At 38.6% G+C, this 24,157-nt stretch carries 19 protein-coding genes; 6 read left to right on the forward strand and 13 right to left on the reverse strand.

Going from position 1 to position 24,157, the window contains the following annotated elements; translation table 11 throughout:
- Positions 1-44: 44 nt before the first annotated feature.
- The 11 genes from H6G06_RS13890 to H6G06_RS13940 form a co-directional block, all read right to left on the reverse strand.
- Positions 45-464, reverse strand: coding sequence for a DUF1636 domain-containing protein (locus H6G06_RS13890; protein WP_190561041.1), 420 nt, complete (start codon positions 462-464; stop codon positions 45-47).
- 129 nt (positions 465-593) lie between these two features.
- Entirely contained in the window at positions 594-1,088 is a 495-nt protein-coding gene (locus H6G06_RS13895; RefSeq protein ID WP_190561042.1) for a hypothetical protein, read from the reverse strand.
- A 257-nt stretch (positions 1,089-1,345) separates the two neighbouring features.
- Positions 1,346-1,720, reverse strand: a complete 375-nt coding sequence (locus H6G06_RS13900; protein WP_190561044.1) for a response regulator — start codon at positions 1,718-1,720, stop codon at positions 1,346-1,348.
- On the reverse strand, positions 1,710-4,832 hold the full coding sequence (locus H6G06_RS13905; RefSeq protein WP_190561046.1) for a PAS domain-containing protein: 3,123 nt from the start codon (positions 4,830-4,832) through the stop codon (positions 1,710-1,712). Before H6G06_RS13905 ends, H6G06_RS13900 begins: the two co-directional genes overlap by 11 nt.
- 115 nt (positions 4,833-4,947) lie before the next feature.
- On the reverse strand, positions 4,948-5,334 hold the full coding sequence (locus H6G06_RS13910) for a four helix bundle protein (RefSeq protein ID WP_190561049.1): 387 nt from the start codon (positions 5,332-5,334) through the stop codon (positions 4,948-4,950).
- 88 nt (positions 5,335-5,422) lie between these two features.
- Positions 5,423-5,869, reverse strand: coding sequence for a response regulator (locus H6G06_RS13915; protein ID WP_190561050.1), 447 nt, complete (start codon positions 5,867-5,869; stop codon positions 5,423-5,425).
- Positions 5,859-8,162 carry an ATP-binding protein gene (locus tag H6G06_RS13920; protein WP_190561052.1) on the reverse strand — a complete coding sequence of 768 codons (2,304 nt, stop codon included), beginning with the start codon at positions 8,160-8,162 and terminating at the stop codon, positions 5,859-5,861. The genes H6G06_RS13915 and H6G06_RS13920 overlap by 11 nt, the downstream gene beginning before the upstream one ends.
- 29 nt (positions 8,163-8,191) lie before the next feature.
- Complete coding sequence (locus H6G06_RS13925; RefSeq protein WP_190561054.1) at positions 8,192-10,567, reverse strand: response regulator; 2,376 nt, start codon at positions 10,565-10,567, stop codon at positions 8,192-8,194.
- Positions 10,568-10,609: 42 nt separating this feature from the next.
- A complete protein-coding gene (locus tag H6G06_RS13930) occupies positions 10,610-11,002 on the reverse strand; it encodes a hypothetical protein (RefSeq protein ID WP_190561056.1) in 393 nt (130 codons plus the stop codon).
- Between the two features lie 570 nt (positions 11,003-11,572).
- Complete coding sequence (locus H6G06_RS13935) at positions 11,573-12,493, reverse strand: DUF4344 domain-containing metallopeptidase (protein WP_190561058.1); 921 nt, start codon at positions 12,491-12,493, stop codon at positions 11,573-11,575.
- A gap of 397 nt (positions 12,494-12,890) precedes the next feature.
- Positions 12,891-13,379 carry a DUF2243 domain-containing protein gene (locus tag H6G06_RS13940; protein ID WP_190561060.1) on the reverse strand — a complete coding sequence of 163 codons (489 nt, stop codon included), beginning with the start codon at positions 13,377-13,379 and terminating at the stop codon, positions 12,891-12,893.
- A 134-nt stretch (positions 13,380-13,513) separates the two neighbouring features.
- Here H6G06_RS13940 and H6G06_RS13945 point away from each other — a divergent pair, with 134 nt between their 5' ends.
- Both H6G06_RS13945 and H6G06_RS13950 read left to right on the forward strand, forming a co-directional pair.
- On the forward strand, positions 13,514-13,987 hold the full coding sequence (locus H6G06_RS13945) for an NADAR family protein (protein WP_190561062.1): 474 nt from the start codon (positions 13,514-13,516) through the stop codon (positions 13,985-13,987).
- 489 nt (positions 13,988-14,476) lie between these two features.
- Entirely contained in the window at positions 14,477-17,218 is a 2,742-nt protein-coding gene (locus H6G06_RS13950; RefSeq protein ID WP_190561064.1) for a GAF domain-containing sensor histidine kinase, read from the forward strand.
- Positions 17,219-17,432: 214 nt separating this feature from the next.
- Here the strand turns inward: H6G06_RS13950 and H6G06_RS13955 are convergent, their stop codons facing one another.
- On the reverse strand, positions 17,433-18,683 hold the full coding sequence (locus H6G06_RS13955) for an RNA-guided endonuclease InsQ/TnpB family protein (protein ID WP_190561067.1): 1,251 nt from the start codon (positions 18,681-18,683) through the stop codon (positions 17,433-17,435).
- A 696-nt stretch (positions 18,684-19,379) separates the two neighbouring features.
- On the opposite strand from H6G06_RS13955, the gene H6G06_RS13960 reads away from it, so the two are divergent.
- From H6G06_RS13960 to mltA, 3 genes are all read left to right on the forward strand, one after another.
- On the forward strand, positions 19,380-20,150 hold the full coding sequence (locus H6G06_RS13960) for a hypothetical protein (RefSeq protein ID WP_190561069.1): 771 nt from the start codon (positions 19,380-19,382) through the stop codon (positions 20,148-20,150).
- 871 nt (positions 20,151-21,021) lie between these two features.
- The gene (locus H6G06_RS13965; RefSeq protein ID WP_190561071.1) at positions 21,022-21,270 is read left to right on the forward strand and encodes a hypothetical protein; all 249 of its coding nucleotides are present in this window, start codon (positions 21,022-21,024) and stop codon (positions 21,268-21,270) included.
- On the forward strand, positions 21,270-22,484 hold the full coding sequence (gene mltA, locus H6G06_RS13970; RefSeq protein WP_190561359.1) for an MltA domain-containing protein: 1,215 nt from the start codon (positions 21,270-21,272) through the stop codon (positions 22,482-22,484). The genes H6G06_RS13965 and mltA overlap by 1 nt, the downstream gene beginning before the upstream one ends.
- Positions 22,485-22,620: 136 nt before the next feature.
- On the opposite strand, the gene H6G06_RS13975 is transcribed toward mltA, so the two are convergent.
- Positions 22,621-23,493, reverse strand: a complete 873-nt coding sequence (locus H6G06_RS13975; RefSeq protein ID WP_190561073.1) for a DUF5895 domain-containing protein — start codon at positions 23,491-23,493, stop codon at positions 22,621-22,623.
- A 184-nt stretch (positions 23,494-23,677) separates the two neighbouring features.
- Between H6G06_RS13975 and H6G06_RS13980 the strand changes: the two genes are divergently transcribed.
- A complete protein-coding gene (locus tag H6G06_RS13980; RefSeq protein WP_190561075.1) occupies positions 23,678-24,127 on the forward strand; it encodes a GxxExxY protein in 450 nt (149 codons plus the stop codon).
- The last annotated feature ends 30 nt before the right edge of the window (positions 24,128-24,157 follow it).

The raw sequence follows: 24,157 nt of genomic DNA on the forward strand, positions 1-24,157 counted from the left end.
TAGACAATGGAAAGCTTTTACCACTGTCACCTGTCACCTGTCACCTATAAACTGGGAATTCTGGCTAAAATCCCTTTTTTCAAAGGTTCAGGACGTTCTGACCAAGGTAAAACACCATCAGGCCTATTGTAGTATTTACTTGCACATTCCAGCACTGCCTCAGCACAACCATCAACCGGCAAATCACCGAATAGATAAGTTAGCTTACCTTGACCAGCAAAAGCTACCACACAGGAACGGTTACAAGCACTCATACATTCAACTTCTTCAATAGGGAACTCATCCCGTAAATCCCAATTTTGCGCCAGTTCCTGTATTTGTTGTAATAGTTTTTGACCACCACTTTCACCGATACGCTTACCATCTTGCCAAACACTAGCGCAGGTTTTACACACAAATAAACTATGAGCAGTTACACCAGCGTTACTGGTTAGAGAAATGGGAGAAATATTAGCAGCAGTCATTTGTATCCTCGCAGATTGGCACAATTTTTTATTATATAGCCGTAGATAAAGTAGTTAGGACATCAGTTCATAATCAAACTATGACTAAAAGAGGGTTTTACTCCTGACTCCTGACTCCTGCTATATGAGTTAAAATCTTAAACCGACACCACCCTGTAAAGATAAAGCCGTACCTCCACCATTGCGGTAAGCATCAAAAGCGATAATAGCGTTACCAAAAATCACCGTATTACTATTAGGTACAACATAATCAATTCCTGGTTGCAAAGCAAAACTAATTTTATTACCTACAGGGGAAGCGGTATCACCACTGGTTAATACCATTCCAGCACCCAAATAAACATCAGTTTGCCAATTGAGGGGAACATCATAAGAAACTGTAGGTACTACTGCTGTACCTTGACCAATTAAAGCTTGAGCGCGAAAGGAAACAGGGGTTTCTAGTAACTTGTAGCGAAAAGCCAACACTCCACCCAGTTGAGTACCATCACTTAACCCAACCGTCGGACCAATACCCACATAGCTACCATAAGCTACTTGAGCTTGTGCAGGTTGACTGTTAATTAACAAACTAAAAACCGCACCAGTCCCCAGAACTGAAATTAAATATTTAAGATACTTCATCACTCTACTACTCCTAACACCATCTAAATAAATATGTTACCAATATTACTCTTAATAGTGGGTAACTGGGGATTGGGGTTTGGGAAAGAATTTTCTCCCCTGCTCCCCTGCTCCCCTGCTCCCCTGCTCCCCTGCTCCCCTGCTCCCCTGCTCCCCTGCTCCCCTGCTCCCCTGCTCCCCTGCTCCTCTGCTCCTCTGCTCCTCTGCCCCTCTGCTCCCCTGCTCCCCTGCTCCCCTGCTCCTCTGCCCCTCTGCTTCTACCAGTTGAGAAGCGATCGCATTTGCTTGACTAAATCCGGGGCTTTGAAGGGTTTGCTAATGACTCCAGTAATAGGGAGTTCTGTAAATTGACATTGTTCAGTGGTCTGAGCTTTGGCAGTAAGTAAAATGGTTGGTATAGATTGCAATACAGGATTGGTTTGCATTTGTTCAAACGTAGCAATTCCATCCATTTCGGGCATCATCAAATCCAAGAGAATAGCATCAGGAAGTTCTGCGATCGCCATAGTTATTCCTTCTAGTCCAGAAGCCGCAAGCAACACTTCCCAGCCAGCAATAGCTTTAAGAGAAATCTGCACAATCTGACGAATACCTGGCTCATCATCAATAATTAAAACCCGTTTATTTTTCATTGCTAACCTCCTCAATTGGCAGAGTAAAGTAAAAAGTGCTGCCCTCTCCCAAAACACTTTCTGCCCAGATAGTACCACCGTGCTGTTCCACAATATTACGGCAAATAGCCAGTCCTAGACCAGTTCCACCTTTAGAGCGCGAGTCAGAAGCATCTACTTGATGGAAACGATCAAAAATACTTTCTAAGCTGTTAATTGGAATACCTCTTCCCTGATCTTTGACTGTAAAAAGTAAATAGGGAATTTGTTGAGTGCTAAGTTCTCCTTCTGCTCCTCTGCTCCCCTGCTCCCCTGCTCCCCTGCTCCCCTGCTCCCCTGCTCCCCTGCCTTTTACCTCTACTGTTAACCAGACATTTGAGCGAGGAGGAGAAAATTTAATAGCATTGCTGAGAAGATTAATAATGACTTGCAATAGACGATCTGGGTCAGCATCAACTTGGTAGGATGAGGGCGTAGCATTAAGGATGATACCAGCGAGAATTGCCATATCTTGCATTTGAGCAATGGCAGTATTAATTAAATCAATAGTGTTAAAAACAGATTTTTCGAGATTGATTTTGCCAGATTCTAAGCGTTCTAAATCAAGAATATCATTAACGAGGCGGACTAGACGATCTACGCCTTCTGTAGCGATTTCGATAGTAGCTTCGCCTTCTGGAGAATTGGCATCTATTATTTTGTCATGGAGTAAACTCAGTCCTGCTTGCATAGAAGTTAAAGGAGTTCGCAATTCATGGCTGACGACAGCGATAAACTCAGCTTTTATTCGTTCTAGTCTATAACGCTCGGTAATGTCTTCACCAATGCTAATAGTACCGATGGGATTTCCTTCTACATCTCTCAATAAAGTGTTACTCCAGGAAATCATCCGTTCTTCACCTGATTTAGTTAAAATGGGATTTTGATAGTGAGGATAACAATTCTTTTCTATTACCTCTAGAAAGGTAGTTTCCATTAGATGATTTTGATTTGGAGGTAAGAAATTATTAAACCAGTTGTTGCCTAAAATTTCTGTTTCGGTATAGTCGGTGAGTTGCAAAAAGAAAGGATTGGCATACTCGACATTACCATTAGCATCTAAACCAATTACTACTAACTGCACATTATCTAGGAGTGATTTCCAGCGTCGATCTGATTCTTTCAGAGCGGCTTCACTTTGCTTTTGTTGGGTAATATCACGAGCGATGGTAGATAGATATTGTGTGTGATTGCTATCAAAAGTTTGAGCAATCAGCACTTGGGAAATAGGAACTTCTCGCCCTTGATGGTTGATCAAAGCTGTTTCTCCTACCCAAACGCCATATCTAACTGCGGCTGGAATGCCCTGATTTTGAATAATTTTTAAAGACCACTGGGGATGGATATCGGCAATAGAAATGTGATCAATTGGTGCATCATCAGCTAAATTTAAAAGACGACGACCAGCTTTATTAATATATTCTATTTTTTGGGTGTCAAATCGAACTGTACTAATAATATCGGAAGTAGCTTCGATAATCCCAATCAGTTTTTCCCGCTCTAGTTCTAGGCGTTTGCGATCGCTAATTTCAATAACAATAGTACCCAATGCGATAGGATTTCCCGTTTCTCCCAAAATCGGAAAGTAAGATACAAGCCAATAACGGATCACTTGCGGCTGACTAGGAACTATACCACTAATTTCTAAGTTAGCAATTGGTTGTTTTGTATCCAGAACAGTTTGTAAGATAGGTAAAATTTCTGATGAAATCTCTGGTAACAACTCCATAGATGATTTTCCCAGATGTGCCTCAATGGAATAGCCGTTGATTGCTGCTAATGCTTGATTAATCTTTAAAAAACGGAGGTTAGTATCAACTATTGACAATCCTACATTTGCTTGGCTGGCAGCATAGAAAAATCCATCTAATAATTTTTCTCGATTTCTTAATTCTCGCTCCAACTGATCTCGCTGTAACAGTTCTATTTGTAGTTGATCATTCGCCTGAGCTAGTTGTGCTGTGCGTTCTGCAACTCGCTGTTCTAATTGTATATTCAATTGTTGCAGTTCTACTTCTACTCGTTTGCGTTGTGCTAGTTCTGTTTGTAGCTTTTCTATTAATGATGCTTGTTGAATAGCAATACCCACCTGAATTGCCAATTGATTCATAAATTCTACATCGGCAGTTGTCCAATTACGGGGGGCTGTACACTCATGGGCAATAAGTAATCCCCAGAGGTTTTCTCCTTGGATAATGGGAACTATTAAATTTGCCCGAATCATCAAAGAGGTTAAAAATTCTCGATGGCATTCTGTTAAACTGGGATCTGTATTTACGTCATCAATAGTTCTATTTTTTCCCTGTCGGTAGGGTTCTATCCACATTTCAGGAAAGCATTCTTCTTTAATTACCCAGTTGAGAATGGAAAAAGCTTGATCAGCAGCAGATTCTTTGATCACTAAGCCAGTACCATCGGCTTGAAATTGATAGATAATTATGCGATCGCTCTCTAGAATAGCTCTAATTTCTGTAACTGTAGTTTGCAGAATATCATCTATCTTGAGACTATTACGAATAGAAAGTGCAGTTTTGGTAATCAGTTGTTGTCGCTGTTGTTGCCATTCCTGTTGTTGAATCAGTTGGGTTTGGCGTACAACATTGGTAATAGCTTGATGTAAATTTTCAGCATTAATGTGGTTTTTATCTAAATAATCCTGTGCGCCACTTTTGAATAAATCAACAGCTACTTCTGTGTTACCTTGTCCCGTAATCATAATAACGGGAATTCTATCTTTATCTGTCTGTTGCCGTAATTCCTGCAAAAACTCTAACCCATCCATATCGGGTAAAAAGTAGTCAATCAGCATCACATCTGGTAGCTGATTTTGACACCAAAGCAAAGCTTCTTCCCCATTATCAAACTCGACAATTTTGTAAATATGAGGGTGATTTTGGCTAAGATATCGGTGGTAAGTGAAGCGATCAGTTTCTGAATCATCTACGATCAAAATAGTATATTGCCTTGGTTCAACAGCCTCAAGAGTTTCAAGATTTCTCCTACTCAGTCGATCTTCTTTTAGTGCTGCTACTTCTGCTCGTAATGCTTCTAATTCAGTAATTAGTTGTGTTTTTGTTTTGTGATGATCATTCATAAGCTATTACACCTTTAATTTGCACATTAAGGCAAGCAGAGGAGCAGGGGAGCAGAGGAGCAGGGGAGCAGGGGAGCAGAGGAGCAGAGGAGCAGGGGAGCAGGGGGGGAAATTTTCAACGTTTCATTAACCAAGGTGAGGGGTTAGTAATCATATTGACTAAACTGCCTAAGATTTGATTGTAAATTCTATATAGTTCTCGACCTGATTCAACATCCAAATATTTGCACTTAACAGCAAATTCAATCCAAGTCTGAGTTTCAGCAGATTCTGCCTCACAATCATTCAATTTAGCCACAAAAGCTGCCTCATATCTACGTTTTCTCCAAGCTTCTGCCAGATTTGCACAAACAGAACGTGATGACCGACGAATCTGATCAGTTAATGAAAAGCGTTCCTCAACAGGAAACTTTTTGGTGAGTTCAAAGATTTTCATTGCTGCATCAAATGCCATTTGATAAACTCTCAAGTCTTGATGATTTTTAATTGCTTCTTTTTCCATCTCCCTCACTCCCCTGCACCTCACTCCCCTGCCCCTCTGCCCCTCTGCCCCTCTGCCCCTCTGCTCCCCTGCACCTCTGCCCCTCTGCCTATTCAGGTAAAATAGAAAATTCAAACCAATATCGCATTAAAATATTGACTGTCTCTGTTAAAGCTGATGCGCCCATTGGTTTTAAGATATAGTTGTTTACCCCTGTTTGATAACAAAATTTTACGTCTTTTTGATTAGAAGATGTGGTAAACACAACAATGGGAATTGATTTTAATTCTTCATGGTTTTTGACAGCTTCTAATACTTCTCTGCCATCGGTTCCAGGTAAATTTAAATCTAAAAGAATTAAATGAGGACGCGGGGCTATTTCTGGTTCAATATAATCACCTTCTTGAAATAAAAACTCTAAGGCTGTATCCCCATCACTACAGCGATAAATGGGTTTAGTAAAATTTAAAGATTTCATAATCCGTTTGAAAGATTCAAAATCTTCATCGCTATCTTCTATCACTAATATATTTATAGATTTATCCTCACTGTTCATTTTCTTTGACAAGTGTAAAATAAAATGTCGTTCCTGCTTTTAATTTTGACTCTATCCAAATTTGTCCTCCATGTCTTTCCACAATTTTTTTGACTATGGTTAACCCTGCACCTGTTCCTCCTCCATATTGATTTTGTCCATGCAAACGCTTAAATATGCGAAAAATAGTATCTAAATGTTTTTCTCTGATGCCAATGCCATTATCTTTTACATAAAAAATTGGAATATTTTGCTGAAAACAAGGATGATCAATTAATGACCATTTTGGTTTACCTATTATCCACCCAATTTCTATTTGTTTTTCAGGCTGTTCATTATACTTAATGGCATTGCTCATTAAGTTGGTGTAAATTTCTTCTACTAAAACGCGATCAGCTTTGACAACTGGGAAATTCTGAGCTATTTGGATATTAAGGTTAAACTCAGATTGACTGATTTTGAAAATATTAAAAACATTATTAACTAAATCATTTAAGTTAATATTAGTCCGGTTTAATTCAGCACGAGATAAGCGAGAAAAATGTAGTAAGGCATTAATTAGATTTTCCATTCGCGTTGTTAATTGCATTAAAGTATCTAATTTATTCACCCCATCTGCATCTAATTGATGACGATAATCTTCTAACAAAAAATTTGCATAATTGTGAATACCTCTTAACGGTTCTTTCAAATCATGGGAAGCGATATATGCAAAAGCATCTAGTTCATTGTTGAGGTCTTGTAATTGTTCATTTATTAATGCTAATTCATCTGCTTTTTTCAGAATTATTCCGACAATCACACTGCGTAATTCAATCACTGCTTCAAGTTCATATTTTTGCCAGGGTAAGCTTTTCAATTTGACAATTTCTTGCCATTTTTCAAAGGATTTACGCGGTGAAAGTGTGAGATTACCATCCTCATCAATGTTTTTTTGTTTATCAGGTTCACCTCCCCAATTTACAGTTTGCATAACTTCAGGACGAAACCAGATAATAAAATTGCGTTGCAGTTTAGTAATAGAAATAACGATTACACCAGATGCTAATTCTTTAAACTGTTCTGCGTTTGGATAAACTTTGGGTAAACAGTCCGTATAATAAATATTATTTTGCAGACGAGGAATAACCCAATCTAGTAATTCATGAATTTGATTTTCCGAGGGAGTTTTTCCCAATAGCATGACTAAATCATGAGAAATAATCGCTGCGCCACTGGCTTTAACTAAGTGCAGTAAATTTTCTTGATTTTGTGTTAACACTTCAACAAAATTTTCTGATTCTGAGATATTTTCCACAAAATCAGATAACAGGTTTTTTAAGTGTATTTTATCAGTTAAATTTTCCGTTTCTTCCTTATTTTTTAATTCGATAGACATCAATTGTCCAACCAATTCACAGAAAGTTCTGATATGATAATAAATATATTTAGCTGTTTGATGATGACAAGCAATTAAGCCCCATAACTGATGATTTTTCAATAAAGAAATAGACATAGATGCACCTAATTTCATATTTTGTAAATATTCAATATGCAGAGGTGACACACTTCTTAAAACCGAAAAACTTAAATCTGGTGAAGTTTGAGTTAACGGAGAAAGGTTAGGAATTAAAGCAGCAGGTTGATAATTAATATCAGGAATTAAGCGTAATTTATTTAGACGATAGAGTTCTTTGGCTTGTTTGGGAATATCGCTATCAGGATAATGTAAACCTAAAAAAGGCGTTAAATCATCGCGCTTAGTTTCAGCAATAACTTCTCCTGTACCATCTTCATCAAACCGATAAATCATCACTCGATCAAATCCGGTAACTTCTCTAATTTCTTCAGCAATTAATTGACTTAAAGTGCTGAGATTATCTGCGTTTTGAATTTTGGTGAGCAGTTGACGAGTTAATTGATAAAATCGGAAGAAATCATAAGGTTCATCTCCATTGCAGGGTTCAAGTTCCAGGATTAATAAATTATCCAGTGAGCGATGAACTATCCCATAAAAAGGAATGATTTGTTGTTGTGAATTTAATACTTTTAAATTTAGGGGATTTATTGCTTCAAAATCTCTTGCTAAACATTGAATTATTGAATTGATATCTTCTGCATTGAAGAGTTTATTTAAACTTTGATTTAATAACTCATGGGGTGAATATCCTAGAATTAATTCAGTATTATCGCTAATTTGCGAAATCTGTAAATCTTCTTCATTAAAAATCAAAAAAATGCCATGCGGTTGAATAGCATTAGGAATATGAATTGGTTCGCGATCGCAATTAGTAAGAGTAATCGGTTGATCAACAATGTAATCAATAGAAATCATATTTTTATTTATACTCATTTTATGTTGTTTCAATGTGCTGAACAAATACAATTTCTTCCCTGTGCTTTTGCCTGGTAGAGTGCAATATCTGCTTTTTGGTAAAGTGTTTGTAAATCTTTGGCATCATCAGGAACTTGAGCGATTCCTGCACTAAATGTTACTTTAAATTTAGTTCCATTTTGTACAGTAAATAAATTCTGACTAAATTGCTGAAGCACTTGTGCTAATCGTCCTATTCCATCTTCTCTAGATGTACCATACATTCCTACCACAAATTCTTCACCACCCCAACGCCCAACGACATCTTCCTGTCTAAAGGATTGATTGAGAAGTTTACCAAAATAATTGAGAACACGGTCTCCCATTTCATGCCCATATTGATCATTAATAGATTTGAAGTTATCTAAATCCAACATTGCTAAACTAAAAGGTTGTTGTTGTCGTTGTGCTAACTGTAGCAATCTTGTTAAGTCCTGTAATACTTTTCGCCGCAGACTTAATCCTGTGAGCGCATCTATTTCTGTCAATTTCCACAGTTGGCGTTGTTCTAACCTGGTTCGCACACGGGTTAGTAATTCCGTTGGTACAATTGGTTTAGTTAAAAAATCATCAGCACCAACTATAAAACTACGTTGGATAGTTTCAATATCAGTGTGAGCAGATAAAAACAAAACAGGTAAACGATTCCATCGGGCATCAGTACGGACTACTGAACACAAATCAAACCCACTCCAAACGTTAACTTGTTCACTGTTCTGATGAGAGAGATAAACTACACTAAATTCAACATCCAAAATTAACAAATCAGGAACTGTTTGCTCTAGTGTTTCCCAGAATTTATGAGGTTGATCTAAAAGAGTCAAGTGATAGCCAGATGGTTCTAACAAAGTACGGAGAAGATTTAGCAAACCTGGATCATCATCAACAATTAATAACCTAGCGATAGGCTGCTTCACTTGCTGTATTGCTTGGATTACAGTTGCTAATACTTGACTTGGGGAAATGGGTTTTTGTAAAAAACATTTACTTCCTAAACGTGCTGCCTCTACTCGTTGAGCAAAAGAATTTTCAGCAGTCAGCATGACAACGGGAATTTCTGGGTATTGCTTACGTATTATTGCCAAAAAATCTAACCCATTTTCTGTAGAATCAGGAAAATTGATATCCAATAAAATCACATCAAAATGATGAGCTAAAAATTCCTGTGCTTGTTGGAGATTAACGGCAATTTTAGCTTGAAAACCCCAATTTGTTGCTTCCATTGCCATCTGCTTGGCTAAGGGCAAGTCATCATCTACAATCAGCAGTGATGCTGAAGGAATAGTAGAGGCTGAAGATAAACATTCTGCTTGATTTTCACAGCCGTATTGTGAAATTTCCTGCTGTAACTGCGTTATCAGTTGTCCCAAATGTGCAATTTCTGTTGCTTCTAATTCTTGCTCTTGTTTAAGAAGTTGCTGAATTTGGCGGGAAATTTGCGAAGCTGTATCTAAACCAAAACAACCTAAAGAACCAATTAGGGTATGTGCTTCTTTTTCCGCTTCCCGTTGTTGTGTGGGTGTGAGTGTGCCATTTTCTAAAGAGGTAATGGCTTGTTCTATGATAGAGAGGCGATCGCTATAAGAATCGCGATATTTCTCCCAAATAGCTTTTAGTTCCGACGCAACACTAACAACAGAGGTAATTTCTTCTTGACAGTCTTTGCTTAAAAGTTCCGGCTGTTTGAGCCGATACCCTTGTTTATAAATCGTTTCTAATATATCTCGAACACCCGCTTTTTTAAGTTTTTGCCGTAAACCTTTAATATGTGCGCGGACTGCTCCCTCACTGGGAAATTCATCTCCTGTCCAGAGCCGATCTAGTAAACGATTAGTGCTAAAAATTTGCTCAGGATGTCGCAGAAATAATTCTAGTATTTCATATTCTTTAGCAGCTAGATAAATCGGCTTTTCTCGATATGTGACTTCACAACTATTCGGGTTTAGTGACAAATCACCCCAAGTTAATAAAGGTGTTTTTTGTGTTTGATTTCTTCTGAATAAGGCTCGAATTCGAGCTAATAATTCATCTATCTCAAAAGGTTTGGCTAAGTAATCATCAGCACCAGCATCCAAGCCCATGACTTTATTTGTCACTGCGTCTAATGCTGTCATTAATATTACTGGTGTGTCTCGATTAGGATTAAGGTTAGAAGACTGATTAGTGCGGAGTTGTTTACAGAAAGTAATGCCATCCAATTTCGGTAACATCACATCTAAGAGAATCAGATCATAAGTATAAACTTCCGCTAAATTCCATCCTGCTTGTCCATCTTGGGCTAACTCAATCTGATAGCGTTGTTTGGACAACGTTATTTGTAGCAGTTGGGCAATATTTCTATCATCTTCAACACAAAGAATTTTCACATGGGTTAATCCTTGGTGCTTTTATCTAATTGCGTGTTTAATTCATACTGTTATGTACTCAAGATTAGCATTTTCTAGCCAATAGAGATACCAGTCTTCATGAATAGGGAGCCAGCAAGGATTAGTTGCTTGTCCACCATACCAGTCAAAAGTCACTAAACTGAAGGCAGCAGAAGACAAGGGTTCGCACTGTGAAAAATCATGCTCAATCCAAACTACAAACTTCGGATTCAGACCAAATTCCTTTACTACCAGATTTGCTAGATTCTCAACCGCTGGGATTGTCAAGAAACCTATTTTTGCACTAATTTTGGAAAAGATGACTATTTGTATTTGTGGAGCAGGTAAGTAGATACGCAGTTGATATTGGTGTTTTTCTGCGCCAAATACTTCCTGAATCACACTGTAAGGTGAAATTTGGTGAATAAATTTCATGATATTTTGACTTTTGAAATATTTTCTCTAAGGGACAGTTAAACTAAAACCAGAGGGCGTTTTGCTAATGGATTAACCAGCGTATTCAGACTTTTTTGCTCGAATAATGGCATTTCTTGCCAGCAACTGCGACAGAACCAATAAATATGATGTTGGTGAAAGTTGCGCGTCATGGTGTTGGAGCAGCAAGGACAGGTATTCATAAAATTCTCAAAATCTTTTACTAAATTTGTTTGGCTATAAATAGAGAGAGAATTGAAGCAATCTCATTGAATTTGAAGCTATGACAAATTTGTGAAATATTTGTGAATAGGGGTTAAATATTACAGAAATATAATTAGGACTTACGCAAGATTGAACTCAAAACCTGATTCTTGCGTAGGGGTAATACCGCAACGGGCAAGCAAGCTACATGAATTACCCCTACTTCCGTTCTGTTTTGCGTAAGTCCTGTAATTAAATAAATTTTTTTATAAATAATTTTAGCTTTTTGTGTATTTAAGTCACAAAAATATCAAATGTTCAATAGATCCCCGACTGCTCAAGCGTAAGTCCTTATTAAACTACTTATTACAATAAATTTACACTTTCTCTGAGGTGAGGACTTAGCAAAGTCCGCCAAGCTTTCAGCTTTTTACTGTAATCTATTCGGCAAGTATTCTGTCTTTGCGGAGGTATACCTATCTTCTCTACCAAAACATCATATTTTTGTGGTTCTTTACCATAAACCAAACAAATAATATTATAAAATCTCTGATAATTCAAAGAGTGTTCATCCCAAAAAGATAAATCTTGACTTACACTTGCTATTTCCTGGTTGCCAGATAATCCAAATTGAATAGCAGATGCTAAAGCAGCATATTCCTGTCCTAATTCTGATAATAAAATTGTCGAAAATTCATCAACAGTATCTTCTTCTTTGCCAGTTACAGGTAAATCTAATTCTTCGATGAGTGTATGTCCCAATTCATGGAAAAAAGTAAAAACAGTTGTACCAGCTACCCGTCGATTAACTTTATTGATGACTTCAGGTTGATTTATATTCAATTCCCTTGATTGATAGTAGTCCATAAATACCTCAGTGAATCTATCTATTAATTCATAGCAAATAGTAATACTATGTTCAGAAGGTTTATAGTATGCGTTGACAGCACCACAGTCACCCAAAATAACTTTGACATCATTGGGCATAATTAAAACTCTATTTAGCTTTTGGGCTAATTTTTCAAATGATTGATATTTTTGAAATCTTTCTTGTCTTTGTATAGAATGTTTGCGCTGTAAAGGAGTATAAACTACTTGAAATTTTCCTGTAGCATCTACACTACTATTTGTGCTTATTGCGTTAGTATTACTAATTAACTTAACTTGAGTTGGCTTGACAATAGGATTGATAAAAATAATAATTATCCCCACAGTTAGAATACTGATAAATAATAAAATTTTCAGTTTCAGCCCAATAGGATGTAAATATTTAAACAGGTCAGACATACTGTGGGTTAGACATTTTGATTAAAAGATTCAAAATTGAAACCAGTTTGAGTCTTGGTATGAACCCAAAAATTACGAATTATGTTTGCGTAGCGTATCCGCAGGAAATAAGTAAGTCAACTTCATTAAATGTAAAATGCTCATGATACATATACCCAACTGTTCCATGAAGTCGGGAATCTGAGTATTACATTTTTTAAGTCGAAGCCGCTTGCTAAATCTCAGATCTATCTATAGGAGGATGATAATAAACTAAACTTTTGCAATATTTTTGTCAACTTTTTAAAAATAAAAACAGCAAATTGCTGTTTATTAGGCGAATGGAACTTGATAAATTACCGCAGCTATTACCGCATCAAGTTATAAACCGCCTAGAATAATTCATAAGGACTAATGACTAATGACTAATGACTATTTTATTTCTTTGGATCATGATCCAGCCTATAATTATCAGCAATGCTCCCAAAGCCAAGAATCCTAAATCCCAAGCTAACTGATTGGGACCTGGTTTTACATGATGGATACCGAGAATTTGGTGGTCTATAAGTCCTTCAACCAAATCAAACAACCCAGTACCGATAAGTAGTGACCCAACAAAAGTCTGTGATGACCAAGCAACATCTTCACGCTTGCCAGCTTGCCACAGTAAAATTACACCTATCACAGTCAATATCCAGTCTAAAGCATGAAATAAACCATCCCAGACCATGTTTAAATCTATATTTGAGATGGTTGTTAGTGGTTGAACGTTACTGATCATGTGATGCCATTGGAGAATTTGATGCAGCAAGATGCCATCAATAAAGCCTCCCAGTCCTAAACCAAGGAAAATTCCCGCAGCAATTAGTAGTGTAATTCCTTTATTTGCCTCATTCTTAGCCTTCATATCAACCTCAAAAATCAATGTAGGCTACCAAAATAAAACTGTTCTGCGAGTCATATCTTCTCTCTTGAGGCTAGTACCGCTGCGCGGAAGTGAAACAGGAATATAAAATTTAAATATAAAAGAGCAATTTTCAAATGACTATTTACTTTTACAAAGTTTGGCAGCCCTATGGCTGTTTTTCTAACTTTTCTCTTCACCCTATCGAAATCGAGGGTGTTTACTGGCCAACAGTTGAGCATTATTATCAAGCGCAAAAGTTTGTTGGTAGTGACGATGCAGTTATTATACCCTTAATTCATGCTGCTCCTACCCCTGACGAAGCAGCCGCTTTAGGAAGATGTAGCACTCGCAAACTTCGCCCAGACTGGGAGATAGTCAAAATTGATGTAATGCGAGCAGCTGTACTTAAAAAATTTCTTACTCATCCAGAAATCCGAGAAGTGCTTTTGGTGACAGGTGATGAAGTTCTGGTGGAAAACTCACCCACAGATTATTTTTGGGGCTGTGGTGCAGATAAGACTGGTCAAAATCATCTAGGTAAAATCCTCATGAGTGTGCGTGAAGAAATTCGTCAGTTACTGTTTTTAACTGCAATCACCAATTCATAAGTCAAAACTATGAAAATTATAATGCCTTTGCCGCTATGAAAAATTGACATATTTTGTAACGTTTACAGACTGGTAAAATTATTTAGTAGCGCCCATATGGGAAGGCAAAACGCCTACATGGGAAACCCCCTAAACCTGCGCTGACTCATCTGTTTCTGGAAAGTTAACAGAATTTTTATGAAGGAGGAAATTCTTTCAGCAAAATTACTTAAAAAATAGCGGGATGTTTTTTGAAGAAATCATAATAAAACTTTAAAAAAAGTAACAAAAAGTAGATGATTTGGCTTTGATTACTGTAAAACAAAGAAAATTAAAATAAGTGAATATACCGAGAATTTTTATAAATTCTAGATATAAATTTTGTGATATTATGTAAAAAATGATAAAATTTATTCAATAAAAGATAATAAATCTACAAGTGTTAAAGTTATAACTTTACATAAGACAAAAGATTAAAAAATTATATTTTTGACAAGGTGAAGATTAGTAATGACTTTTACCGAGAAGCCAGAAAGTTGGCCGCAAAGCTCAGATCAAGAAACTTTACTGCATCGGATGATCAAGCAGATTAGGCGATCGCTTGATCTCCAAGAAATATTAACCACAACTGTGACTGAAGTGCGTTCATTCTTGGGAACCGATCGCGTAAAAATATATAGATTTGACGCTGATGGTAGCGGTGAAGTCATTGCTGAATCTATTCATCAACAACGTCTGCCATCATTATTAGGACTTCATTTCCCAGCAAATGACATTCCAGCTTCAGCCAGAGAGATGTTTTTGTTAGCGAGGCAACGCTCAATAGTAGATGTGGCTGCGGGGATAATCGGGTTATCGCCACTCAAATCAGCAAAAAATGGCAAAGCCTTACTTACACAGAATATTCACTATCGGCAACTAGACTCATGTCATATTCAGTATTTAAAGGCCATGGGCGTACAGTCTTCCCTGGTAGTACCAATTTTAGAATATGACCCAAGAGGAGAATCGAAACAGCCAAAACTTTGGGGGTTGCTGGTTTCCCACGACAGCCAAGCGCGAACTATTTTGAAGCGAGAACTCAAAGTAGTACAACAAATAGCCGATCAAGTGGCGATCGCCATTTCTCAAAGTAACCTACTGAGCGAAGCTAGAGCCAAGCAACAGCGAGAAGCCATAATTAACCAAGTCACAACCCTCTTACATCAACTGCCAACAATTCGACTACAGCAAGCACTAGAAACCACAACAGCATCCTTTAGTGGCATAGGTGGCAGGCTTTATATTGAACAGAGTGGAGAACTATATACCTGTGGAGAACAACCGCAACTAGCTTATGAACTAGAAGATAGTGTGAATGAACAGCATCCCGTGTGGGAACACTGGATGCTAGAGTACAAAAGAGGTGAAATTTGGGCAATTTCCGACCTTTACAAAGAACCTAACTTGAGTGTTTTATTCCCGGCCTTTCAATCCACTCGGATTCGGGGGTTCATGGTCATTTCCCTAAACTACCGCGAAAAATTTATTGGTGTGTTAACCATTTTTCGCCCAGAATTTGATAGTGAAATTCTCTGGGCTGGAAGATACGACGATAATAAGCATCAAGAATTACCGCGTCTTTCTTTTGAGGTGTGGAGAGAGGAAAAAAAAGGACAAGCACCTGCCTGGAAACCGGAAGACATATCACTAGCACAAGCTTTGTGTCATAACTTCTCAATGGCAATTCAGCAGCAGTTAACAACCCAAGAACTACAGGTGCTGAATACCAACCTAGAAATCAGAGTACAGGAACAAACTGCTGAGATAGAGAAAACCTTACTGCTAACCAAGGCACTCAAGCAAGTCACAGATCAGATTCGCAGAACCTTGGACTTGAATACAATTCTACAAACCATCGTCCGAGAAGTCCGTCCCTTACTCAATTCTGACCGGGTGCTGATTTATCAGTTAATGAGTGAATTTGATGGTGAAGTGATTGTGGAAGAATTCAATGGTAATTGGCAGTCAGTTTTGGGGCTGAAGTTATCATCGGAATGCTTTCCTCAAGACTATATCCAACTTTACTTGGAGGGTAGGGTCAGGGCGATTAACGATGTCTCCACAGATGTCTTGAGTCCTTGCCATCGAGAATTCTTGGTAAGTATGCAAGTCCAAGCTAACTTAATTGTACCCATCAAAATGGGAAACCAACTTTGGGGTTTATTAGTTGCCCACCACTGTGAATCTCCTAGAATTTGGCAGGATGCAGAAATTGATTTACTGCAACAGTTAGCAGACCAAGCAGCGATCGCAATTCAGCAAGCGCAACTATATGAACAAAGCTGTGCAGCCGAAGCTAAAGCCACAGCCAAAGCGGCACAGCTAGAGCAGACCCTACATCAACTGCAAGAAACCCAGTCTAAATTAATTCACACTGAAAAAATGTCCGGTTTAGGACAGTTAGTGGCAGGTATAGCTCACGAAATCAACAACCCTGTTAACTTTATCTATGGCAACCTCTGTCATGCCAGCAACTACACCAAAGATTTGCTCAAGCTTTTAGAACTCTACCAGTCCCAATATCCCAATCCCAATAGTGAAATTCGTTCCACTATGGAAGCCATCGACTTTAATTTTTTGGTGCAAGACCTACCAAAAATTATGTCATCAATGCGATTAGGCTCAGATCGCATCCGTTCAATAGTGCTGTCATTACGTAATTTTTCCCGCCTGGATGAAGCTGAAAACAAGCGTGTTGATTTGCATGAAGGCATTGATAACACTTTATTGATTTTGCAACATCGGCTGAAACCACATGGACATTTTCCGGGCATTACGGTGATCAAGGACTATGGTGAGTTACCAAAAGTAGAATGCTATGCCGGACAAATGAATCAGGTATTCATGAATGTCATTAACAATGCCATTGATGTCTTAACCGATGAGATAGAACAAAATACCCAATTAATTGATACTAAACCTTTACCCACTATTCGTATTTCTACCAGAGTCACAACACAAAATCCCTATTTGTTAATCAGCATTGCAGATAATGGACCAGGTATGAGTAAAGACGTGAAAAAACGGATATTTGATCCATTTTTTACTACCAAGCCTGTAGGTAAGGGTACAGGACTAGGATTGGCAATAAGCTACCAAATTGTTGTAGAAAAACATGGTGGACTGATGGAATGTATATCAGAACCAGGGAAAGGTACAGAATTCTGGATTGAAATTCCCTTGAAATTACAAGGAGGTAACAGGGAATAGGTGACAGGTGACAGAAGGCAAGAGGCAAGAGGCAAGAGGCACAGAGATGGGGAAAATAAATAATTGCCTATTCTCTATTCCCTATTCCCTATGACTGTCTGAAATCATACTGTTAACAGAGTTGTTTCAAAACTTAAAATATTAATGAGTAAATCCTATAAAATATCAATAAACTATAAACCCTGGCCAATAAATTATTTAAGTCGTGAACTACCTACACTGACTCTTCGAGTACAGTGTAGGCTTCCTGTCCAACATAAAGCGTAGTAGTAGATTTCTTGCGTCCTCTATTACTGCGACTTACATCTGGGCGACAGGCTTTATCCCCCGTTCCAGAGGAGCCAGCGCCGTGGGCGGGTTTCCCGACTTGAGGCGACTGGCGTGTCAAAATCCGTAGTCCCTCATCTCTGAGGTTAATAGCTGCGTTCACATCCCGATCATGCTTTGTATAGCAGTTTTCGCAAGTCCAGAATCTTACATCTAGGGACAAACTACCAACTTGGTTTAAGCACAGATGACAGGTTTTTGAACTAGGGAAAAATCTATCTACTTCTTGGTAAATCTTTCCCTCTATCTCTGCCTTATATTTCAGCATTGTGCAAAACATTCCCCAACCAACCTGATGGATGGATTTAGCTAGGCAGTGGTTTTGCATCATGCCCTTAATATTAAGATTTTCAACCACAATCACTTGGTTTTCGTTAACTATCCTACGAGATAGTTTGTGGAGAAAATCTTCACGGCAGTTAGTAATTTTTCTGTGAACTCTAGCAACTTTTTTTCTAGATTTAATCCGGTTATTAGAACCTTTTTGCTTTCTAGATAATTGTTGCTGTTTGAGTTTTAAATTTCTCTCATGTCTATTTAGTATTCTAGGGTTATCAAACTTAGACCCATCACTGGTAATAGCAAAATGAGTTATTCCCAAATCAATTCCTATAGCTTTACCATCCATGCTACCAACTGGTTTATCCTTGCCGTCATCAAGTAGAATCGCTGCAAAGTATTGGTTAGAGCAGTTTTTAGAGATAGTTACGGTCTTGACTTTTCCTTCAATAGGTCTATGAATTATTGCTGATACATCCCCTATTTTGGGGAAGGTTAAGTAACCGTCAGCAATCTTTACATTTTGAGGATACTGTATTGACTGTTTATTATACTTTGACTTGAAGTTCGGATATTTGGCTCTTTTTTCAAAGAAGTTATTAAAAGCCACTCCTAGATTTAAGCAGACTTGTTGTAAGCACTGAGAGTAAGTTAACGCCAGCCAGTCATGCTCTTTTTTAAGTTGGGGAATTAGCTTTTTGACTTCATATCCAGATAGTCCTTTACCCGTTTCTTTGTATGTTTGGTTCATCAAGTTCAGGCAATAATTCCACAGCCAACGACAAGAACCAAAAGCTTGTGCTAGTGATTGCTGTTGTTGGGCATCTGGATATAACCTGACTTTGACTACCTTTAGCATTTTAGAGTGAAATCAATTTTCTATAAATCATCCTAGCACAATATTTTGTTCGTTTCCGACCTATCTCCTCCCTCTCTGCGAGACGCTACGCGAACGCTTTCAGCATTGGTCGGAAGATTGTCGTCAACTCACGCCCAATTCATCTCATCACTTCCGCTATCGCGGTAAGTGAGAGGCTTCTTGCTGTTCAAGCTAAATCAACCTAGTTGCTCAACTTTTCTTTACTCATATTTAATCGAAAAGTAAAGTTTAGTTGCAAATATACCCACTCAAATTTAGAGGTGTTATTCTAATAATTGAAGCTACAGAAGAAAGCTTCCCTGGCAGATCAAACAGCTAGAGTTGAAATGTAGTAAGAGGTTAAAACGCTGTTAAATTCCTATCTGTCTCGTCAAAACAACACAACACCCAACGCGAACGCTGATATTCCCTCAAATTTTTGAGAATCAGGGGGCAATGTAACTGGTTTTCATTACTTGTTTATCAAGGTGATGAAAGGTAGTACATCCCTGGCTAGAATAAACAAGGGGAGGGAAAAACTAAGCTAGTAGATGTTGGGTGTTGTTGTTGTTGTGTTTGGGAATAGGCAAGAGGCAAAAGTTGATGGATTTTCTCCGGTCGCCAGTCCCCAGTCCCCAATTTATGCGTAAGTTTGTACTACAATTGAATAGGAAAAGACAGTTTAAATAGCGATTTATGTCAATAATTGCGCTCAGAGCGTGGTATCTACAGGATTATGAACCAATTACGGAATTGGAAAAACGTCCTCCAGACATTCGTCTGAGTAAAAAAAGCCTGCTCAAATCAGGATTGCGTGCCGACTTTTTAGAAGATAGTGATGAAGTCAAAGCCTCAACTTGGTTTAGGCGCTATCTGGAAGGTGAAAATATTGAATTTTATATTGAGGGTAGCGGGGGTTATTGTGTAGCGAATATTGACTTGATTAGTCATGAAATTTATTTGACTAAACAGGCGTTGTTAGCGCAGTTAGAACCAACGATTTTTTTCTGCTATCAAACTGAGTATGCAAAAGCTAGTGATCTGCTGAGAGAAGAACTGCAAGAAAGCTTGAAAACTTTAAATGGGAAATCCCGTCTACCCCTAACATTAATAGAATCATCCCGTCCCAGCAATGCACCTCTGCGTCTGAATCGCACCATGATGCGGAAAATCCGTAAGAGTTTATTATTTATTGCGGATACCACACCTATTACCAGCGTTGATGGGAAAGAAACCTGTCAATTAATTCCCAGTCCTAACGTCTGTGTAGAAATTGGTTATGCGGTTGAAAATAAGCGGTCTGAACAAATTTTACTAGCACAAATGCAACGTCCGGAATTAGAGGGGCAGTTTCCCTTTGATTTACCTATGCAGCAGTTTTTACCATTTTCGGACAGTGCAGAACTGAATAAAATCCTCACTGTGACTATTGAAAATCAATTAGCACGATTTAAACTATTTTTTTGAATTTTTTAGGCTTATATCATGTTCGCCTGAATCCTTACGATAAAATTGATGCTGAGATTTTGAAATATAAAAACTCTGACAATTTTATCTCGTAATTGATTTACCGAACCTGATATTAAGTAAGTGGGCGTTAAAAAATATAATATAAACCTAACCCCCCAACCCCCTTCCCTGCTAGGGAAGGGGGAGTCAAAGCCTCTCTCCTGGTAGGGGAGAGGTTTGGAGAGAGGTTTTATATTTAATTGTGCCAAGTTACTTACGCAAAATGTAGCTGAAAACCTTATTCTTACGTAGCGGTAATTCATGAATTACCGCTACTTTCGTTCTGTTTTGCGTAAGTCCTGTTTTTTCTCAATACCCAGATCCCCCTCAATCCCCTTTATTAAAGGGTTAGGGGGGAGCTAAATAGGGCTTGCTGAATAAATTGGAAAACTTTACAGGTAAAAGGTTTGAGGCATTTTGACTTTCAAAAAGTGCAAGATTTTATGGCGTGGGAACTTGAAAACCTTGCATTTCAGTTTGATTCCCAGTAAAAATTGCTCCCATCCAACTCTTGAAACTGTTCCCTGTTCCCTGTTCCCTGTTCCCTGTTCCCTGTTCCCTGTCTCCACGACAAGACTTTTTCAGCAAACCCTAAATATTTTTGATACATCACCAACGACTTTTAAAACATCCTCGCAGAAGTTGGAAATATCTATCATGAACAATCGGGAACTGTTTCCGAGGGAGGAAGCGTCATTGTGCGAAAGTGAAAGTTCTCAACTCTTCCCCTACTTTGGTACATCTGCCACTTCTCCCGTATACTTCCCCTTTTCATTGGGGGCTAATGTGGTTAACAATGGGTTGGATGTATTAAAAATAATGTGAATTTATGCCTAGAACTCCAAACGAATATGCCGTCTACATACTGTTGGAAAGTGGTCATCGGGAAGAAGTGCGCTTTCCCACTATTCAAGAGTTTCAAAAGTGGTATAGTGGTGAACTTGTACCAAAGTCTGCTTCTAATGATTTTATCAGCGTACCGATTAAGAATATTCAAGGCGAATATATGGTGGTACGCCCTTCTCGGATTGTAGGGATTCGGGTAGAACCAATTTTTAGTTCTAGTATTGAAAGATGATCAGAAAAACCCTTGCTTTGTTCTCCTTGAGTCTGGGAATTGCTTTTGTAAATCCAGTTAGCTCAATTGTAGCTCAAGTTACCATTCCCCAGCAAGTACCAGTACCGAGTACTCCTGAAGTTTTACCACCACTCCAACCCATTACCCCGGAAGCTGCTTGTAACTCCCAAAATTGCTTGGGTTGGGATGAGCAACTTTGGGGTGGAAATGGCGATCGCCAAGCTTTGTTAACTTCGATTGATAATAGTTTGCGTTATCTGGGAACGAATAAAGCAGCCACAGCGTATGCTAATTACCAGATTAAGGAGATTACCCTAGATCGGGTGCGTCGGAGTTTGTTACGCTTCCGGGAACTGGTTGTTAGTTCTACGTCAGCAGCTGAACTACAAGCAGCTGTTCATCGGGAGTTTGCGTTTTACCAGTCTATAGGTAACGATGGCAAGGGTACGGTCAAATTTACTGCCTATTACGAGCCTGTGTATACTGCCAGCCGTGTGAGAACTTCAGTATACAAATATCCCCTGTATAGAGTACCATCCGATTTTAAAGAATGGGCTAAACCTCATCCCAAACGGGTTGATTTAGAAGGTAAAAATGGTTTATTGGGAAATAAAAGTCGGTTACGTGGGTTAGAAATGCTTTGGTTCCGCGATCGCATGGATGCTTACATGATCCATATCCAAGGTTCTGCCCAAATTAGATTAACAAATGGACAGAGAACCTCTGTGGGTTTTGCAGGAGGAACAGATTATCCGTGGACGAGTATCGGGGGACAACTAGCAAAAGATGGCAAACTGCCACTCAGCGGTTTAACCATGCCCAAGTTAATTAGTTATTTCCGTAAACATCCCAAAGAGTTAAGTAATTATTTACCACGCTGGGAAAGATTTGTTTTCTTTCAAGAAACTAACGGTACGGCAGCTACAGGTAGCATTAGCGTCCCTGTAACAGCAGAACGTTCCATTGCTACAGATAAATCTCTCATGCCTCCGGGCGCACTAGCACTGATTAACAACTCATTTCCTTATCCTGCGGGTGGAGGTAGATTGGAGTCTCGGAGAGTTAGCCGCTTTGTCTTAGATCAAGATACAGGCAGTGCGATTAAAGGACCAGGAAGAGTAGATTATTTTATGGGTACTGGTAAATTAGCAGGCGATCGCGCTGGGATTACAGGTGGTAACGGTTCACTGTATTATTTATTGTTGAAAGAATAGGTAATAGGTGACAGGTAACAGGTGACAGGTGACAGCGATGAGTGATAACTGATCCATCTTCCCTGCTCCCTGCTCCCCTGCCTTTTCCCAGTTCCCAGTCCCCAGTCCCCAGTCCCCAGTCCCCAGTCCCCAGTCCCTAATATGGTGGATAAGCAAAATCATCATCATCAGCATAAACATAAGAACTGGTAACACCAGGCATTTCTGCTTTAGAAATGTCTGGTTTAATGACTTCCTTACCAAATTCTTTGTATTCTTCAAAAGCCTTACAAATTATTTCCGACTCAGGGGAATCTGAGGCGATCATATAATCAGTTAAAGTGGAAACTGTCGGATGTTTGTAATCTACAGTTGAAGCCACCAAAGCAATATTAGGTTCAATACCTCTTTCCTCACATTCAATGATGGGGCAAAAAATCCCGTGAGCATGAAATAACGGACCTTTGGGAGTTAATGGTTTCTTCTGAAAACCTGCATAAGCTTTTTCTAATTCTCCAGCAAAACCACCAGTAATTCTACCTTGTTGATATTCAACGTAACTCTTACCAAAACTAGCACCGGCTGAACCACTAAGAGTTAATTGTAAGGGTGATTGATGTAAAAACTTTTTATCTTCACCCACTAAAAAAATTAGATGGCGAGTATAAATTTTAAATTTAAGTTTATCAGCTAAAATTTCATCCTTGTAATCTTTGTATGTACCCAGTCTAATCTTTGTTTCCCGGTCTTGAACAGACAAAGGACCACGACGAACAATGACTAATCTGGGAGTAGTGCTAATAAACACCTTTTCGACTTCTCCAGAATTAAATTCATGGTCTACCTGTTGCCAGTTATCATCTGGTTGAAAACCAACAGCTTGGGCATTATCCCTGCTAATAGCTAAACCGTAACTCTGTAAACCATCTGTACCATAGCGAGGATTGATCATTAACCCCCAAGGGAGGACTTGGGATGGTGGGGCGTTAAATTTTTCGTCTTCAAAGTCGAATTTAGCAGATGCTTTCATGATCTTAGAATATCAGCGTGTTTAATCTTACAACTTTATCTTTTGTACCATAATTTGTACCATCCATCTGGGATGTGTGGCACTTTCTGAATTAGATTTTAACAATTTCGGTTTGGCTGTTGTTGGTTTGGGTTTAAGTAGGGGTAATTGGGTATAATTGCTACATGAGTTGGGAGAAGAGGGAATGAACCACGAAGGAGCGAAGAACACGAAGGAAGAGGAAAGAAGAGAAGAAGAAAGAAGAATGAGGAGGTTTAGTGATGAGGTGGAGAGTTTGTCTTATGCTGTGATTGGTGCTGCTATTGAGGTACATCGGGTGTTGGGGGCGGGTTTTTTGGAGAGGGTATATCATGAGGCGTTAGTTACTGAGTTTCGTTTGCGTGGTATACCTCATAAGTCTAAACATTTGGTAGCGATAAGGTATAAAGGTCATCCGGTAGGTGAGGGGGAGTTAGATTTTTTGGTTGGTGATTCAATTATTGTTGAGTTGAAAGCTGTGGAAAAGTTATCTCCTATTCATGAAGCGCAGGTTATTTCTTATTTAAAAATGACTAATTGCCCTCTTGGTCTTTTGATTAATTTTAATGTTCCCGTTCTCAAAGAAGGTATTAAACGAATTATCCTTTCTTCTTAACTCTTCCTCTTCTTCTCTCTTCTTCCTCTT

Source organism: Anabaena sphaerica FACHB-251, from assembly GCF_014696825.1.
In the GTDB taxonomy this organism is placed as follows: domain Bacteria; phylum Cyanobacteriota; class Cyanobacteriia; order Cyanobacteriales; family Nostocaceae; genus RDYJ01.

Coding starts and splice junctions, on each gene's coding strand:
- H6G06_RS13890 (WP_190561041.1), bottom strand. CDS start 464: ATGACTGCTGCTAATATTTCTCCCATTTCTCTAACCAGTAACGCTGGT.
- H6G06_RS13895 (WP_190561042.1), bottom strand. CDS start 1,088: ATGAAGTATCTTAAATATTTAATTTCAGTTCTGGGGACTGGTGCGGTT.
- H6G06_RS13900 (WP_190561044.1), bottom strand. CDS start 1,720: ATGAAAAATAAACGGGTTTTAATTATTGATGATGAGCCAGGTATTCGT.
- H6G06_RS13905 (WP_190561046.1), bottom strand. CDS start 4,832: ATGAATGATCATCACAAAACAAAAACACAACTAATTACTGAATTAGAA.
- H6G06_RS13910 (WP_190561049.1), bottom strand. CDS start 5,334: ATGGAAAAAGAAGCAATTAAAAATCATCAAGACTTGAGAGTTTATCAA.
- H6G06_RS13915 (WP_190561050.1), bottom strand. CDS start 5,869: ATGAACAGTGAGGATAAATCTATAAATATATTAGTGATAGAAGATAGC.
- H6G06_RS13920 (WP_190561052.1), bottom strand. CDS start 8,162: ATGATTTCTATTGATTACATTGTTGATCAACCGATTACTCTTACTAAT.
- H6G06_RS13930 (WP_190561056.1), bottom strand. CDS start 11,002: ATGAAATTTATTCACCAAATTTCACCTTACAGTGTGATTCAGGAAGTA.
- H6G06_RS13935 (WP_190561058.1), bottom strand. CDS start 12,493: ATGTCTGACCTGTTTAAATATTTACATCCTATTGGGCTGAAACTGAAA.
- H6G06_RS13940 (WP_190561060.1), bottom strand. CDS start 13,379: ATGAAGGCTAAGAATGAGGCAAATAAAGGAATTACACTACTAATTGCT.
- H6G06_RS13945 (WP_190561062.1), top strand. CDS start 13,514: ATGACTATTTACTTTTACAAAGTTTGGCAGCCCTATGGCTGTTTTTCT.
- H6G06_RS13950 (WP_190561064.1), top strand. CDS start 14,477: ATGACTTTTACCGAGAAGCCAGAAAGTTGGCCGCAAAGCTCAGATCAA.
- H6G06_RS13955 (WP_190561067.1), bottom strand. CDS start 18,683: ATGCTAAAGGTAGTCAAAGTCAGGTTATATCCAGATGCCCAACAACAG.
- H6G06_RS13960 (WP_190561069.1), top strand. CDS start 19,380: ATGTCAATAATTGCGCTCAGAGCGTGGTATCTACAGGATTATGAACCA.
- H6G06_RS13965 (WP_190561071.1), top strand. CDS start 21,022: ATGCCTAGAACTCCAAACGAATATGCCGTCTACATACTGTTGGAAAGT.
- H6G06_RS13975 (WP_190561073.1), bottom strand. CDS start 23,493: ATGAAAGCATCTGCTAAATTCGACTTTGAAGACGAAAAATTTAACGCC.
- H6G06_RS13980 (WP_190561075.1), top strand. CDS start 23,678: ATGAACCACGAAGGAGCGAAGAACACGAAGGAAGAGGAAAGAAGAGAA.